14 protein-coding genes are annotated in these 14,767 nt (G+C 46.3%); 10 read left to right on the forward strand and 4 right to left on the reverse strand.

Translation table 11 applies throughout. The annotated features are described in order from the left end of the window. The first annotated feature begins 77 nt into the window (after positions 1–77). From JHD44_RS07730 to JHD44_RS07760, 7 genes are all read left to right on the forward strand, one after another. Positions 78–1,166 (forward strand): ABC transporter ATP-binding protein, encoded by a 1,089-nt coding sequence (locus JHD44_RS07730; RefSeq protein WP_133560247.1) that lies wholly within the window; start codon positions 78–80, stop codon positions 1,164–1,166. A gap of 1 nt (position 1,167) precedes the next feature. Further along, on the forward strand, positions 1,168–2,268 hold the full coding sequence (locus JHD44_RS07735; protein ID WP_133560248.1) for an ABC transporter ATP-binding protein: 1,101 nt from the start codon (positions 1,168–1,170) through the stop codon (positions 2,266–2,268). Beyond that, positions 2,261–3,127 carry a carbohydrate ABC transporter permease gene (locus tag JHD44_RS07740; RefSeq protein ID WP_133560249.1) on the forward strand — a complete coding sequence of 289 codons (867 nt, stop codon included), beginning with the start codon at positions 2,261–2,263 and terminating at the stop codon, positions 3,125–3,127. Before JHD44_RS07735 ends, JHD44_RS07740 begins: the two co-directional genes overlap by 8 nt. 135 nt (positions 3,128–3,262) lie before the next feature. Continuing rightward, positions 3,263–4,060: a carbohydrate ABC transporter permease gene (locus JHD44_RS07745; RefSeq protein ID WP_055463373.1), complete on the forward strand. Its 798-nt coding sequence runs from the start codon at positions 3,263–3,265 to the stop codon at positions 4,058–4,060. An 11-nt stretch (positions 4,061–4,071) separates the two neighbouring features. Continuing rightward, entirely contained in the window at positions 4,072–4,344 is a 273-nt protein-coding gene (locus JHD44_RS07750; RefSeq protein WP_199462182.1) for a DUF2160 domain-containing protein, read from the forward strand. Positions 4,345–4,410: 66 nt separating this feature from the next. Next, positions 4,411–6,129 (forward strand): ABC transporter substrate-binding protein, encoded by a 1,719-nt coding sequence (locus tag JHD44_RS07755; protein ID WP_199462183.1) that lies wholly within the window; start codon positions 4,411–4,413, stop codon positions 6,127–6,129. 185 nt (positions 6,130–6,314) lie between these two features. After that, positions 6,315–6,851 (forward strand): hypothetical protein, encoded by a 537-nt coding sequence (locus tag JHD44_RS07760; protein WP_199462184.1) that lies wholly within the window; start codon positions 6,315–6,317, stop codon positions 6,849–6,851. A 69-nt stretch (positions 6,852–6,920) separates the two neighbouring features. Here the strand turns inward: JHD44_RS07760 and JHD44_RS07765 are convergent, their stop codons facing one another. Beyond that, complete coding sequence (locus JHD44_RS07765) at positions 6,921–7,820, reverse strand: DMT family transporter (RefSeq protein ID WP_233401887.1); 900 nt, start codon at positions 7,818–7,820, stop codon at positions 6,921–6,923. 89 nt (positions 7,821–7,909) lie between these two features. On the opposite strand from JHD44_RS07765, the gene JHD44_RS07770 reads away from it, so the two are divergent. After that, a complete protein-coding gene (locus JHD44_RS07770; RefSeq protein WP_199462185.1) occupies positions 7,910–8,827 on the forward strand; it encodes a LysR family transcriptional regulator in 918 nt (305 codons plus the stop codon). Between the two features lie 81 nt (positions 8,828–8,908). Here the strand turns inward: JHD44_RS07770 and JHD44_RS07775 are convergent, their stop codons facing one another. Together JHD44_RS07775 and glpK are read right to left on the reverse strand one after the other, a co-directional pair. Further along, entirely contained in the window at positions 8,909–9,214 is a 306-nt protein-coding gene (locus JHD44_RS07775) for a hypothetical protein (protein ID WP_199462186.1), read from the reverse strand. A 305-nt stretch (positions 9,215–9,519) separates the two neighbouring features. Then, positions 9,520–11,004, reverse strand: coding sequence for a glycerol kinase GlpK (gene glpK / locus JHD44_RS07780; RefSeq protein WP_199462187.1), 1,485 nt, complete (start codon positions 11,002–11,004; stop codon positions 9,520–9,522). A gap of 162 nt (positions 11,005–11,166) precedes the next feature. Here glpK and JHD44_RS07785 point away from each other — a divergent pair, with 162 nt between their 5' ends. Both JHD44_RS07785 and glpD read left to right on the forward strand, forming a co-directional pair. Beyond that, positions 11,167–11,931 (forward strand): DeoR/GlpR family transcriptional regulator, encoded by a 765-nt coding sequence (locus tag JHD44_RS07785; RefSeq protein ID WP_199462188.1) that lies wholly within the window; start codon positions 11,167–11,169, stop codon positions 11,929–11,931. A gap of 229 nt (positions 11,932–12,160) precedes the next feature. Next, complete coding sequence (gene glpD / locus JHD44_RS07790) at positions 12,161–13,684, forward strand: glycerol-3-phosphate dehydrogenase (protein ID WP_199462189.1); 1,524 nt, start codon at positions 12,161–12,163, stop codon at positions 13,682–13,684. Between the two features lie 55 nt (positions 13,685–13,739). On the opposite strand, the gene JHD44_RS07795 is transcribed toward glpD, so the two are convergent. Continuing rightward, positions 13,740–14,663 carry an LpxL/LpxP family Kdo(2)-lipid IV(A) lauroyl/palmitoleoyl acyltransferase gene (locus JHD44_RS07795; protein ID WP_199462190.1) on the reverse strand — a complete coding sequence of 308 codons (924 nt, stop codon included), beginning with the start codon at positions 14,661–14,663 and terminating at the stop codon, positions 13,740–13,742. Positions 14,664–14,767: the final 104 nt, after the last annotated feature.

Below are 14,767 nucleotides of genomic sequence, written 5' to 3' on the forward strand. Positions count from 1 at the left end.
GAGGCGATGCTGAACACAGTGCCGACTACACACCGCATCATTGTGGCGGCCATAACAACAAAAAAGGGTTAATTACAATGTCACTGACGCTGAGTAATGTGTCTCGCGTTGTTGATGGAGAAACTTGGATTGACGACGTCAATCTGTCCCTAGAGCCAGGTTCATTTAACGTGCTTTTGGGAAGAACACTCTCCGGTAAAACAACGCTGATGCGCCTAATGGCTGGGCTGGACCGCCCAACATCAGGCAAAATTATGATGAACAATGTTGATGTAACAGGTGTTCCGGTTCGAGAGCGAAACATCTCTATGGTGTACCAACAGTTCATCAACTACCCCAACATGACGGTGTATGAAAACATCGCCTCGCCTTTGCGCCTAGCGAAAATGTCGGACCAAGAAATTGATCGTCGAGTTCGTGAAACCGCTGAAATGCTGCGCATTGATCCTTATCTAGACCGCTTACCACTGCAACTATCTGGTGGTCAGCAGCAGCGTACCGCCATGGCTCGTGCACTGGTCAAAGACTCACAAATTATTTTGTTTGATGAGCCACTGGTGAACCTAGATTACAAACTTCGTGAAGAGCTTCGCCAAGAATTACGCGCCTTGTTTAAAGCTCGTAACTGCATTGCTGTTTACGCCACCACAGAACCTAACGAAGCATTGGCTTTAGCGGGTAACACTGCGGTACTACACGAAGGCAAACTTTTACAATTTGGTGAAACCGCTGAGGTTTACCACCGTCCAAAAGACATTATCACTGCGGAAATGTTTTCTGAGCCACCGATCAACGTGGTACCAGGTCGCGTTAGCGATACCGAGGTGACTTTTGATGACAGTGTTCATTTCCAATTAAACAGCGACTTGCGTCCTTTAGAACCAGGCAACTACCGCTTTGGTGTGCGCGCTTCGCATATTGGTCTAGTGCCACATTCAGACGACGATTTAGAACTCCCTGTACGAGTGGACCTTGCCGAAATAAGTGGCAGCGAAACCTTCCTGCACGTGCACAACCCACACTTTGATTTGGTACTACACCTTTCGGGGGTGCATGAGTATCACGTTGATCAACAGATCAAAGTGTATTTCCCAACACACAAGCTGTACGCCTTTAACGAAGCGGGTCGCCTTGTGCATGCACCAGCTGGTTTAGGAGGACGCTAACATGGCAGAAATTACCTTAAATGCCTTGGCTCACACATACAGTGATGCGCCCAGTAAACCGGAAGATTACGCCATTCGCCAAATGCAGCACGTTTGGCACCAAGGCGGCGCTTACGCCCTATTGGGACCATCAGGCTGTGGCAAATCAACGCTATTAAACATCATCTCTGGCTTGCTGGAACCGTCTGACGGTGAAGTGCTGTTTGATGGCAAACGCGTTAACGAGTTGAAGCCAGAAGAGCGCAACATTGCTCAGGTTTTCCAATTCCCAGTGGTATACGACACCATGAGTGTGTACGACAACTTAGCTTTTCCATTACGCAACATTGGCGTACCAGAGCATAAAATTCGCTCTAAGGTACTGGAAGTGGCTGAGATCCTAGAGCTTTCCGACCAGTTAAAGCGCAAAGCTAAAGGCCTATCCGCCGACCAGAAACAAAAAGTCTCCATGGGACGTGGCTTAGTGCGTGATGACGTGTCGGCAATCCTGTTCGACGAACCACTGACCGTTATCGATCCGCAATTAAAATGGAAACTGCGCCGTAAGCTCAAGCAAATCCACGAACAGTTCAATATCACCATGGTGTATGTGACCCACGATCAGTTGGAGGCCTCTACCTTTGCCGACAAAATCGCGGTGATGTACCAAGGCCAAATTGTTCAGTTCGGTACACCTCGTGAATTATTCGAGCACCCTGCTCATACCTTTGTTGGTTACTTCATTGGCTCACCGGGCATGAACTTTCTTGAAGCTGAAGTTGGCGAGGATGCGCTGATCTTTGGTGAACATACTTTGAATATCGATCCGAAGTTGTTAGCTGCCCTGAAAGCGCAAAACGCGACCTCCGCAACGGTAGGGATTCGACCTGAGTTTGTACATGTTTGGGACGGTCAAAATGTAGACGCTTTCAAAGTAGATGTGGACTTTGTTGAAGACTTGGGCACCTACAAAATTCTTACCTTTACCTTTGCCGGTGTGTCTATGAAAGCGCGCTTAAGCGAAGACCAGAAAGTGCCTGAAGGCAAAGCCTTTGTCAGCTTCCCAGAGCAATGGACCAAGATTTATCTCAACGATTATTTAGTGGAGGTACCCCATGACTAAGGTCGAAAACAACAAGGCTTGGTGGTTGGTACTGCCAGTATTTTTGATCGTTGCTTTCTCCGCCATCATTCCGTTAATGACGGTGGTGAACTACTCAGTACAAGACATTTTTGACCCTTACACGCGCTACTTTGTGGGCACAGAATGGTTCAAACAAGTCATGTTGGATGAGCGTTTGCACGATGCCTTGATTCGCCAGTTTATTTTCTCTTTCACTATCCTAGCGATCGAGATTCCACTCGGCATCATGGTGGCATTGATGATGCCAACCAAAGGCAAAGGCGCGTCACTAGCGCTGATTTTGGTGGCGATCCCACTGCTGATTCCTTGGAACGTAGTCGGCACAATTTGGCAGATCTTTGGCCGTGCTGACATTGGTCTTTTTGGCGCAATGATGGCGGAACTGGGCATCAACTATAACTACGCCTCAGAACCCATGCATGCTTGGTTAACCGTGGTGCTCATGGACGTTTGGCACTGGACACCTTTGGTAGCATTGCTTTGCTACTCGGGCCTGCGCGCCATTCCAGAAGTGTATTACCAAGCTGCACGCATTGATAAAGCGTCGCGTTGGGCAGTATTCCGTTACATCCAACTACCAAAGTTAACCAATGTATTGATCATTGGTGTGCTGTTGCGCTTTATGGATTCGTTCATGATTTACACCGAGCCGTTTGTGTTAACCGGTGGTGGTCCAGGAACGTCAACAACCTTCTTAAGCCAGTCTTTGGTACAGCAAGCCATCGGTCAGTTTGACCTAGGCCCTGCCGCTGCCTTCTCTCTGGTGTACTTCTTAATCATCCTACTGGTGTGTTGGGTGTTCTACACCACCATCATGCATATGCAAAAAGACAAATAGGAGGTGAGTATGTCGACTTCATCCAGCATCACGTCACAACGCTCGTCTGAAGAAACAATTGCCGAGGGTTCTTACTCAAGCCAAGCGCCACAAGCACCTGTGGTCAGTCTGGCTGAACGCAAAGCAAGAAATGCGATGTGGCGTGGCCGCATCGGCATGACGGTGTATTTGATTTTGTTGTTAATGCCAATTTACTGGCTACTGAACATGTCATTTAAAACCAATACGGAAATTTTGAGTGGTTTATCGTTCTTTCCCGAGAACTTCACTCTGGAAAACTACGCCAAGATTTTTGGCGATCCAACTTGGTACATGGGCTATGTGAACTCGATCATCTATGTATCCATGAACATGGTGATCAGCTTATTGGTTGCCCTGCCAGCAGCTTACGCTTTCAGCCGTTACAAGTTTGTCGGCGATAAGCACATGTTCTTCTGGCTTCTGTCTAACCGTATGGCACCACCGGCGGTCTTCCTATTGCCATTCTTCCAACTGTATTCATCGGTTGGTCTGTTTGATACCCACATTGCCGTGGCGTTAGCGCACTGTTTGTTTAACGTGCCGCTAGCGGTTTGGATCCTAGAAGGCTTTATGAGTGGCGTACCACGCGAGATCGATGAAACTGCCTACATCGACGGTTATTCGTTCCCGAAATTCTTCGTCAAGATCTTCTTGCCACTGATTCGCTCCGGCATCGGTGTAACGGCATTCTTCTGCTTTATGTTCTCTTGGGTAGAGCTGCTGTTGGCAAGAACATTGACCTCTGTGGATGCCAAGCCAATTGGCGCCATCATGACGCGAACCGTGTCCGCATCTGGTATGGACTGGGGGCTGCTCGCCGCCGCCGGTGTGCTGACCATCGTCCCAGGTATTTTGGTGATCTACTTCGTTCGAAATCATGTTGCTAAGGGCTTCGCCCTAGGCCGAGTTTAAGGAGCTTCAAAATGGTTTGGATGTCTTGGACCTTACCTACTGCCGCATTTTTTGCTGGCATCGCTTTGATCCTCGTCGCGATGACGACTTGGCAAGCGATCTACCCAAGCGTGGAACGTAAAGGCTTTTTGCCGATTGAAACGACACGCGGCGATCGTTTGTTTATTGGCCTACTGAGTAGTGCCTTTGTTCACCTAGGTTTCGTTGCGTTAAGTGATGTTCCACTTTACGTAGCAACCGCCCTTTGCGTGCTTTGGATGTGCTTCCTGATGCGCTGGGGTTAAGTGAGAGTGTACAAGGAAGAACCTGCATGGAAGCGAAATACCTATCTTTAATCATTGAGGTAAAACATGTACAACAATAAAAAGAAATTCGTTTTAGCTGCTATCCCATTGGCTGTTGCACTGGGTTCAGGATCTGCTTGGGCAGACCAATACTCTGATGCCGCCCAAAAATGGCTAGATAGTGAGTTTACGGTATCGACTCTTTCAGAAGCTGAGCAATTAAAAGAAATGGCTTGGTTCACTGAAGCAGCTAAACGTTTTCGCGGTATGGAAATCAACGTCGCATCGGAAACACTAACTACTCACAAATACGAGTCACAAGTTCTAGCTAAAGCCTTTGCTGAAATCACAGGGATTAAGGTGAACCATGACTTGATCCAAGAAGGGGATGTGGTCGAAAAACTGCAAACCCAAATGCAGTCTGGTCGTAACATCTACGACGCTTATGTAAACGACTCTGATTTGATCGGTACTCACTTCCGTTACGGTAAAGTCGTACCTATTTCAGACATCATGGAGCAGCATAGCGAGCTTAAGTCCCCTACTCTTGATTTAGGTGACTTCATCGGCTTGAACTTCACATCTGGTCCAGACGGTAAGCTCTACCAACTGCCTACTCAACAATTTGCGAACCTATACTGGTTCCGCTACGACTGGTACCAACGACCAGAACTTAAGAAACAATTTAAAGAAATCTACGGCTACGAACTAGGTGTGCCAGTAAACTGGTCCGCTTACGAAGACATCGCAGAGTTCTTTACTAAGCACGTTGGCGAAATCGATGGTCAAAAAGTTTACGGTCACATGGACTACGGTAAAAAAGACCCATCTCTGGGCTGGCGTTTCACGGATGCTTGGTTCTCTATGGCAGGTGCGGGTGACAAAGGCCTGCCAAACGGTTTACCAGTCGATGAATGGGGTATTCGTGTTGAAGGCTGTAACCCTGTCGGTTCCAGCGTAGCTCGTGGTGGTGCGACCAACGGTCCAGCAGCGGTTTACGCGACAACTAAATATGTGGATTGGTTGCGTCAGTACGCGCCACCAGAAGCACAAGGCATGACATTCTCTGAAGCCGGCCCAGTGCCAGCACAAGGTAACGTGGCTCAGCAGATCTTCTGGTACACCGCGTTCACAGCTGATATGACACAAAAAGGTCTACCAGTGGTGAACGAAGACGGCACGCCAAAATGGCGTATGGCCCCTTCTCCACGTGGACCTTACTGGGAAGAAGGCATGAAACTGGGTTACCAAGACGTGGGCGCATGGACATTCATGAACTCAACACCTGAAGATCGTCGTCTAGCGGCTTGGTTATACGCTCAGTTCACGACGTCTAAAACGGTTTCTTTGAAGAAAACACTGGTTGGCCTAACACCAATCCGTGAATCGGACATCAACTCTCCAGAGATGCAAGAAGCGGCACCATTCCTAGGTGGTTTGGTTGAGTTCTACAAAGGGCCTGCTCGTGAGCAGTGGTCACCAACAGGTATTAACGTACCGGACTACCCAAAACTGGCTCAGCTTTGGTGGCAGTACATTTCTCAAGCAGCATCTGGCGAAGCGACACCACAAGTGGCGCTTAACGGTCTGGCAGAAGCTCAAGACAAAGTACTACAGCGCCTAGAACGTGCTGGCGTTCATGAGAACTGTGGTCCAAAACTAAACGAGCCTCGTGATGAAGCCTACTGGCTGAATCAACCAGGTGCACCAAAAGCGAAGCTTGCGAATGAAAAACCTCAGGGCAAAACCGTCGATTACGACGAATTACTGCGCTCTTGGGAATAACGTTCAAAAGATCACCCTCTAAGTGTTAGACCGGCTTCGCGCCGGTCTTTTTTTTGCCACATTTATAAGGTAGACATTCAATAACATATGAACTAGTTTCTAACCCTCGGTAATGGAATACCGCTAACCATTTGGTTTTTAGATGGTATTTCTCTAAACACATCTCAAATAAAGGAATATTTCTCATGTCAGAAAATGTAATCGACCAGCTCTCTCAATACGATATCACGGTCGAAGAAGCGCATAACTTCATACTTAAAAATCTAGATAATCCATCTTTGATTTTAGAGACGGCGGCTGAATTAGGTCTCACACACAGCATGCTGGCTGAGATTCATGGCAATGCATCATCAAGTCAAGTCTTGTCTTATTTTATCAATAACAGTTTGAACAGTTCTGCTCTGTTAGATATAGAAGGTCCAGGCATATTCGATGAAGATGGTAATGCTCTTGAAACCATTACTATTGATATTCCAATACCTGAAAATGTTTTCGATTTGGATGTCACAGTCAATTTTTTTGGAGGTGAGTTTACTGTTTCTGCCTCAGAGCTAGATAGTGATGGAGATGGGGAACTTGAACTAATGACGGCCGCCTCTGAAGATATTTCGCAAATTGATTTTAGTTGGGAAATATCAGACAACTCAGCGACGTTGACACTGGCATATAACGACAGCAGCGACACAACGTTGATCGGTATTCAAGATGAAGTGATAGGCTAAACACTATTATTTGTTATAAGTAATAAAGCTGGTCGTATTACCAGCTTTTTTATTAAACGTGATAACCACTCAGCGGCTAGTAGATACTCGCATAACACTGGCAATGATTAACAAGGCCCCGAGCCATTGGATTAAAGAAAGACTCTCCCCTAGCCACAACATTGCAAATAAGGCACCAAATAACGGCTCACTGCCCATCAGTAGCGCGACACGCGTTGGGGAAGTACGGCTGATCGCAAGGTTTTGAGCAAAAAATGCAAACAGCGTACACATCAGCACTAAATACAAGGTAATCAGCCAAAAAGCAGGTTGACTGAGTGACGACCAAGCAATCGACTCACCTGAACCCCAGCCAACGATAACGGCCATGAGCATCACCGCCAGAGACTGAATCGCAGTTAAACTCAACATGGTAATAGAACGGTTATGAGTCAGGCGTTTGGTCAACGTCACCATGATCGCACGCCCTACTGCTGCCAGTAGAATCAAGCCATCTCCTAAATTGAAAGAGAGGTTAAAACCTGAATGCAAGCTCAGCAGCAACACTCCCAAACAACTTAACATCCCCATTAGCCATAGAGCCCCTGAAACACGGCTACGATTAATTAGCATTTCTGCAAGCGCCGTTAGGATCATAGACAAACTGATCAGCACTGCAGCATTCGTAGCGCTGGTGTACAGCACGCCAGACACTTCACAGACAAAGATTCCTGACAAAACAAGACCGGTAGGCAGGGCGCGTAACCAATCCTGATTCTTGCCTTGTTTAAAGTCTCGAACCAATACAGGCAAAAGCATCAGGAACGTCAGGCCAAAGCGGATGCCAATAAAACTAAACATCCCAACATACATTAACGCGTCTTTTGTTAATCCATAGCTGGTCCCCCAAAAGATCGCGACCAGTAGCAGCATGTATTCTGTCCAGCCAAATAATGGCCGATAGGGATGAGTTGTTAGGGTTGTCATCATCTTACCTCGTTGTTTCTTTTGACGAGGTACAGTCTAAATTGTATCGTTCTAGACAATAATACAACCTAATAACAAATGACTTTTGTCTTATGAACACAAATGAACTACTCAAGCTACTGCCTGAACTCGGCATATTTGTAACGGTGGTCGATGCAGGCAGTCTTTCTGAAGCGGGTCGACGCCTACAGCTGCCGCCCTCTTCCATTAGTCGCGCTATTTCCAAGCTTGAAGATCAATTGAGCAGCAAATTATTAGAACGCACCACTCGTTCATTGGCTCTGACACCGATAGGTCGGGATGTATACGAACAAGCGCTTTCGATGATGGACGCGGCAAAAGCCGCCATTGCTCGCATTGAAAGTCAAAAACACGAGTTGAATGGTCTGCTAAGGATTGCGGCCCCGAAAGCATTAAGTAAGCACATCATCGCGCCTTTGATCTTTAAATTTATGGCGCAGCACTCAGCGTTAAAAGTGCAGCTCACGGCTTCGGATAACATGGTCGACCCAGCGACAGGGGAAGTGGATCTATTGCTTCAGGTGACTGAATCCCCATGTGAACATCTAGTGGCAAGGCCTGTGGGATTCGTTAAGCAAGTACTTTGCACCACTTGGGACTACCTTGAACAACACCCCAAACCACAACATCCGCAGGATTTAAAACAACATGCCTGCATCGCTTTAGGTGAAAAAAACGATGATCACTGTTGGTACTTTGCCAACAATGAAACTGTAGAGCAGGTCATGACAAAAGGCGCGTTTGCCAGCAACCACTCTGAGATTCGTCTCGCTGCCGTTCAGAAAGGGCTGGGGATCTCGATTTTTCCAGAATTCGTGGTAAATGAAGCCATTTCAAAAGGCGAGTTAGTGGCGTTACTGCAGGATTGGACGTTCCAAGGGAGCTATCACGGCACGATATACGCTCAATACAGCCAATCACGCTTTGTGCCAGCGACCATTCGAGCGTTTATTAGTTTTCTTACCTCTGAGCTTGCCGAACAGGATTAAGCGTTCAGCAAGCTTACAGAGATGCTAAACGAGCGTTATTGAACCGAACGCACTCGGCTCACAGTGCATGGGCATTAATCGTCATACTACATCCTTCCTAGACTCTTGCTTTTTCTCCAATATATTATAAAAAAGTGCTTTTACAACAATAGCAAAAACTAGTACGTACTCAGCATTGCTGGCTTCTAACTCTGCATATGTCGCTATATTTAGATCAAAAGTAGCGACCAACCAGTTATAAAAATTCTCTTTGAAAGCCGTTGGAGCAAAGAAAACTATCCCAGCGAACGCAATATAGAACCAAGTTATCTTCTTTTTAAAATTGAAAAACGAACACTTTCTACCAAAAGTAATTACTAGATCTTTAAGTCCATTTTTAGATACCACTCATTACTCCTTGAGAATGTGTGAAGCTATTTTCTTTAACCATAATATAGCTTTTCTATTTACTATGCATTGTACTCATAAATTATGGAATATCTTCTAAATTATCGTGAATCGAAAAGTAAGTAATTAAAGTACAACGAGTCGAACTGCTTTCACCAAAGCCTTAATTAGTTAATTATATTGAAAAAATTTAATGCAAAACCATAGTTTTAAAGAATTCAACTTTACTAAACTATGGTTTTATCATGACAATGATCTATATAAGTTGCTGACACATGCAGATATCGAAGCCTGTGAACCTGTTCTTAATGTGTTGAGCGCACTCGGCTTACCGCATCAAGCCAACCGGAGTAAAGCTTTTCGCGATTATCTTGCCCCATTTCTGGGTTGAACTGTTGCTCTGATTGCCACAGTTCACTGATTTGTTCGAGAGATTCGTACATGCCCACGCGAAGTCCTGCTAGGAAAGCAACACCTAGTGCCGTAGTTTCCGTCACCTGTGGGCGTTCTACGGTGATACCTAATACATCGCTTAAGAACTGCACGACAAGGTTGTTCACTACCATGCCACCATCGACTCGAAGTGTACTAAACTGAGCGCCATCCTGCGCCATAGCATCAACAAGGTCTTTAGTCTGGTAACACACGGAACGCAGCCCTGCGCTGACGATATCCGACACACTGGTATCACGAGTTAGGCCGATCATGGCACCACGGGCATCAGGGTCCCAGTACGGCGCACCTAATCCAGTAAAGGCAGGCACTAAGTAGACGGTATCTGCATTTAAAGCTCGCTCCGCAAGGCTTTGCGTTTCAGCTGCATCATCAAACAGTTTCAAACCATCACGGAGCCATTGGATGGCTGCCCCAGCCACAAAGATACTGCCTTCTAGGGCGTAGGTGACTTTCCCGTTAATTCGATAGCCTACGGTGGTGAGCATTTTATGTTCTGATTTAAGCGGCTGATCGCCCGTATTCAGGATCATAAAGCAGCCTGTGCCATAGGTGCTTTTCACCATGCCTGGGGAAAAGCAAGCTTGACCCACTAATGCTGCCTGCTGATCACCAGCAATGCCGTTTACAGGGATTTCAGCTCCCAACCACTGGGCATCAATGGTGCCGAAATCATCACTTGAGTCCATCACTTGTGGGAAGATAACATCGCCGATTTCGAGTAGTTCGATTAACTCTTCGTCCCATTTTTGCGTGTGGATATTAAACGCCATGGTACGGGCGGCATTAGTCGCATCTGTTCGATGATAACGACCATTTGTAAGCTTCCAGAGTAAGTAGCTGTCAACCGTACCAAAGGCAATGTGACCGAGTTTTGCTCGCTCTTTCACGCCTTCAACATTTTCTAGAATCCAACGAATCTTGGTCGCAGAAAAGTAAGGATCGATGAGCAAGCCTGTTTTGGATTGCACCAATTCGCTGTAATCTTTATCGACTAAAGACTGACAATACTGGCTGGTTCGGCGATCTTGCCAAACAATCGCGTTGTAGACTGTCTCACCCGTCTCAGTGTCCCACAGCACGGTCGTTTCACGTTGGTTGGTAATACCAATTGAGGCTATCGCATCCGCATCAATGCCTGTATCCTTGAGCACGTTTTGACAAACCGTAAGGGTAGATTGCCATAGATCGTTCGGGTCGTGTTCCACCCAGCCATCGTTTGGAAAATGCTGAGGGAATTCTTGTTGGGACTGACCCACGCGCACGCCTTTCGCATCAAATATAATCGCTCGGCTACTGGTCGTTCCTTGGTCGATAGCAAGTAGATATTGGCTCATGACTTAGCTCTCTTGGTTTTTCAAAACATCACAATCCAATGGGATGGCAATGAATACGTTGTTATTTTTGTTAATCGAACATAAATGTTCAAATTCGAATATTCTGTATTAAAACCATATTCGTTTGCTTTAGCAAGCAGCTATTGAGGAGTTTGAGTCGGCATGGGCCAGATGACACGCCAAGATCAGATTATTAAAGTCGTTCGCGAAAAGGGTTACGTCTCTATCGAAGAGTTGGCTGCGCAGTTTAATGTGACCCCTCAAACCATTCGTCGTGACATCAATACGCTGGCCGACCAAAACATCATTCGTCGCCATCATGGTGGTGCTAGCTGCGAGTCTTCTACAACGAATGTAGATTACAGCACACGCCAAGCATTACAGCTCGATGCTAAGAAACAGATCGCTAAGCACATCGCCAAAGAGATCCCAAACGGCGCATCTTTGTTTATTAATATCGGCACCACAACCGAAGAAGTGGCTCGCGCATTACTGCAGCACCATAACCTAAAGATCATTACCAATAACATCAATGTTGCATCGATCCTGCGTACCAAAGAAGACTTCAACGTTATTGTTGCTGGGGGGACGGTTCGTAGCCGAGACGGCGGTATCATTGGTGAAGCCACGGTAGATTTCATAAATCAGTTTCGCGTGGATTACGGCATTATCGGTATCAGTGCCATTGATCAAGAAGATGGCTCTCTATTAGATTACGATTACCAAGAGGTACGTGTCGCACAGAGTATTATCTCCAACTCACGGGAAGTCTTTCTGGCCGCCGACCATGCGAAATTTGGCCGTAGTGCCATGGTGCGCTTAGGCAATATCACCCAAGTAGATCGCTTATTCAGTGATGCAGAACCCCCAAAATCGATTAAAGCCTTACTAAAAGAACACTCGGTAAAATTTGAACTGTGTGAGTAATCCTGACACAGTTCACGCTTTCTTACTCTGTCACAAGCCTTTTCCATTCTTAACACTTCTCCTCCCTCTCAAAGCTTAACACTCAATAACTGTCACATTTGTTTGATAATTTTTTAATCAATCAGCTTGCCAAAGCGAACATCTAGTTCTAGTATTCGAACATTAATTTTCATTTTCGAAAATAAAAGTTCATATTCAAACTTATAAATGTATTCGAGAGGGACAGGGCATGACCCACAGACACGTTGATCTTTTCATTGTCGGTGGCGGCATCAATGGTGCAGGCATAGCAGCTGATGCAGCAGGCAGAGGCTTATCGGTAGCGCTGTGTGAAATGAACGATTTAGCCAACGCTACGTCTTCGTCTAGCAGCAAGCTGATTCACGGTGGTTTAAGGTATCTAGAGCATTATGAATTTCGTTTGGTGCGTGAAGCATTAAGCGAGCGTGAAGTATTGCTAAAGAATGCGCCTCATCTGGTAACTCCCATGCGCTTTCAAATGCCTCACCGTCCGCACCTTCGTCCTGCTTGGTTAATCCGCCTTGGTCTTTTCCTTTATGATCATATTGGTAAGCGCGAAATGTTACCTGGCTCAAAAGGCGTAAAGTATGGCGCTGACAGCCCTCTTAAACAGGACATTTCTCATGGTTTTGAATACTCAGACTGTTGGGTTGATGATGCACGCTTAGTCGTTGCGAACGCCATGAGTGCTAGAGAACACGGCGCCCTGATCATGACTCGCACCCGTTGTGAGTCGGCTAAGCGTGAAAACGGTGTTTGGGTAATCGACGTAGTTCATACCGAAACGGGCGAAAGTCAACGTTTTACAGCGGATGGCATGGTCAATGCGGCAGGTCCTTGGGTTTCGAGCTTTATTGAATCGAAGCTAGAGCGTAAGGCACCCTACAGTATTCGTATGATCAAAGGCAGCCACATTGTTGTGCCGAAGCTGTTTGAGCAAAGTAATTCTTTTATCATGCAAAACGCTGACAAGCGTATCGTGTTTGCCATCCCCTATCGTGATCAATACACATTGATCGGCACAACGGATGAAGAATACCGTGGCGATCCGAAAGATGTGGCCATTAGCGATGCCGAAACGGATTACATTCTTGATGTGGCCAACCAGCATTTTAAAACTCAGCTGTCTAAACAGGACATCGTTTGGACTTACTCAGGGGTCCGCCCACTTCTTAACGATGAGTCGTCTAATGCCTCAGCGGTGACTCGCGACTACACGCTTCACGTGGAAGATGATCACGGAAAAGCACCATTGTTAAGCATCTTTGGCGGCAAGATCACGACTTATCGTCAACTGGCGTTATCAGCAATGAAAGATCTAAAAGAGTATTACCCTAATATGGGCAAAGAGTGGACCCATGCACACCCACTCCCTGGTGGTGATATGAGCAATGACCATCAGGCCTTCGCACAGAAGCTGCTACAAGAGTTTCCATTCCTTACTCAAGCTCAGGCAAAGCGCTTTACTGGAAGCTACGGTACTCAAACCTATGTTCTGTTGGGTGAAGCCACTTCAGTGAATGATTTGGGCGAGTGCTTTGGCCAAGACCTCTATCAAAAAGAAGTCGACTATCTAATTGAGCATGAGTGGGCAAGAACAGCCGAAGACATCTTATGGCGTCGTTCTAAACTCGGACTGGAATTCACGACAGAGCAATGTGCTCGTTTAGAAAGTTACTTGAAAAGTGAGCTGGCAAACGAGGAAATACTGATCAGTGAACAAATTGCGTAAACCAGATAGTTAAAACGAAAAAGAGTGCTCTCAGCACTCTTTTTTCATTTATTCACTAGTAAACCGAAGGATCGTCTTCATTAGGGCGAGTTTTAAAGCGGCGATGCAGCCACATGTATTGCGCTTTATTACGGCTGATTAACTCTTCAATAATTTGATTGCCGCGGATAGCGTCTACAGTTTCGTTTTCACCGGGGAAATTCTCTAATGGCGCGCCAATCTCTATATTGTAGCCTTTGTCGCCAGCGTTACGCTCCACAAAGAATGGCAGCACTTTCGCCTTCCCGAGTTTCGCCAATGTTGTACCGCCGGTAATAGTCGCCGCATCAGGCACAGCAAAGAACGGGATAAACACAGCACTTGAACGACCGAAGTCTTGGTCAGCGGTGTACCAAATTACGTCTGGCGCGCGTAAGCTTCGCACCATTTGTCGCATGTCTTTTTTCGGGATCAAAGCTTTGTTCGAACGCAAACGGCCTTTAACTTGTAGATATTCCATCACTGGATTGTTGTGCGGACGGTACACCCCAACACCAGGATTAAACTGACCAAAGATACGCGCTCCCATTTCCAGCGGTAAACAATGCACCGCAAACAAGATGACGCCTTGCCCATTGTCCAACGTACTCTGAACATGCTCTTGGCCTTTGATGGTCATATGGCGTTGTACACGCTCATCAGACCACCACCAGCCACAGATCGTATCAAAAATGGCTTTGCCCGTTTCTTCGAAATTACGGACTAATAAATCGTGGCGCTCTTCTGAACTTGCATCTGGGAAACATAGCTCTAGATTACGCTTTGCCGTTCTGACTCGACTTTTAGAGTATTTCATGATCAGACGACCGATAAGTTTACCCAGTCCCATCTGCCATGGTAGCGGCAACATGGACACCAGACGACCTAAACCGATACCAAACCAAAGTCCCCAATGTCTGGGATGGAGCAATGCCTTAGAGAATTGCGCTTGTTCTACCACGTCTTATTTCACCCATTAAAAATTCGTCGCCATTCTAACGTATCTTGCGTAAAAAATTGAGTTCACAGAGACAAATAAAGCCCCATATAGGGGCTTTATTAGAA

Source organism: Marinomonas ostreistagni (assembly GCF_016461785.1).
Lineage (GTDB): Bacteria > Pseudomonadota > Gammaproteobacteria > Pseudomonadales > Marinomonadaceae > Marinomonas > Marinomonas ostreistagni_A.

Excerpts from the sequence above, each read along its gene's own strand:
- JHD44_RS07730 (WP_133560247.1), top strand. The coding sequence starts at position 78 with ATGTCACTGACGCTGAGTAATGTGTCTCGCGTTGTTGATGGAGAAACT.
- JHD44_RS07735 (WP_133560248.1), top strand. The coding sequence starts at position 1,168 with ATGGCAGAAATTACCTTAAATGCCTTGGCTCACACATACAGTGATGCG.
- JHD44_RS07740 (WP_133560249.1), top strand. The coding sequence starts at position 2,261 with ATGACTAAGGTCGAAAACAACAAGGCTTGGTGGTTGGTACTGCCAGTA.
- JHD44_RS07745 (WP_055463373.1), top strand. The coding sequence starts at position 3,263 with ATGTGGCGTGGCCGCATCGGCATGACGGTGTATTTGATTTTGTTGTTA.
- JHD44_RS07750 (WP_199462182.1), top strand. The coding sequence starts at position 4,072 with ATGGTTTGGATGTCTTGGACCTTACCTACTGCCGCATTTTTTGCTGGC.
- JHD44_RS07755 (WP_199462183.1), top strand. The coding sequence starts at position 4,411 with ATGTACAACAATAAAAAGAAATTCGTTTTAGCTGCTATCCCATTGGCT.
- JHD44_RS07760 (WP_199462184.1), top strand. The coding sequence starts at position 6,315 with ATGTCAGAAAATGTAATCGACCAGCTCTCTCAATACGATATCACGGTC.
- JHD44_RS07765 (WP_233401887.1), bottom strand. The coding sequence starts at position 7,820 with ATGATGACAACCCTAACAACTCATCCCTATCGGCCATTATTTGGCTGG.
- JHD44_RS07770 (WP_199462185.1), top strand. The coding sequence starts at position 7,910 with ATGAACACAAATGAACTACTCAAGCTACTGCCTGAACTCGGCATATTT.
- glpK (WP_199462187.1), bottom strand. The coding sequence starts at position 11,004 with ATGAGCCAATATCTACTTGCTATCGACCAAGGAACGACCAGTAGCCGA.
- JHD44_RS07785 (WP_199462188.1), top strand. The coding sequence starts at position 11,167 with ATGGGCCAGATGACACGCCAAGATCAGATTATTAAAGTCGTTCGCGAA.
- glpD (WP_199462189.1), top strand. The coding sequence starts at position 12,161 with ATGACCCACAGACACGTTGATCTTTTCATTGTCGGTGGCGGCATCAAT.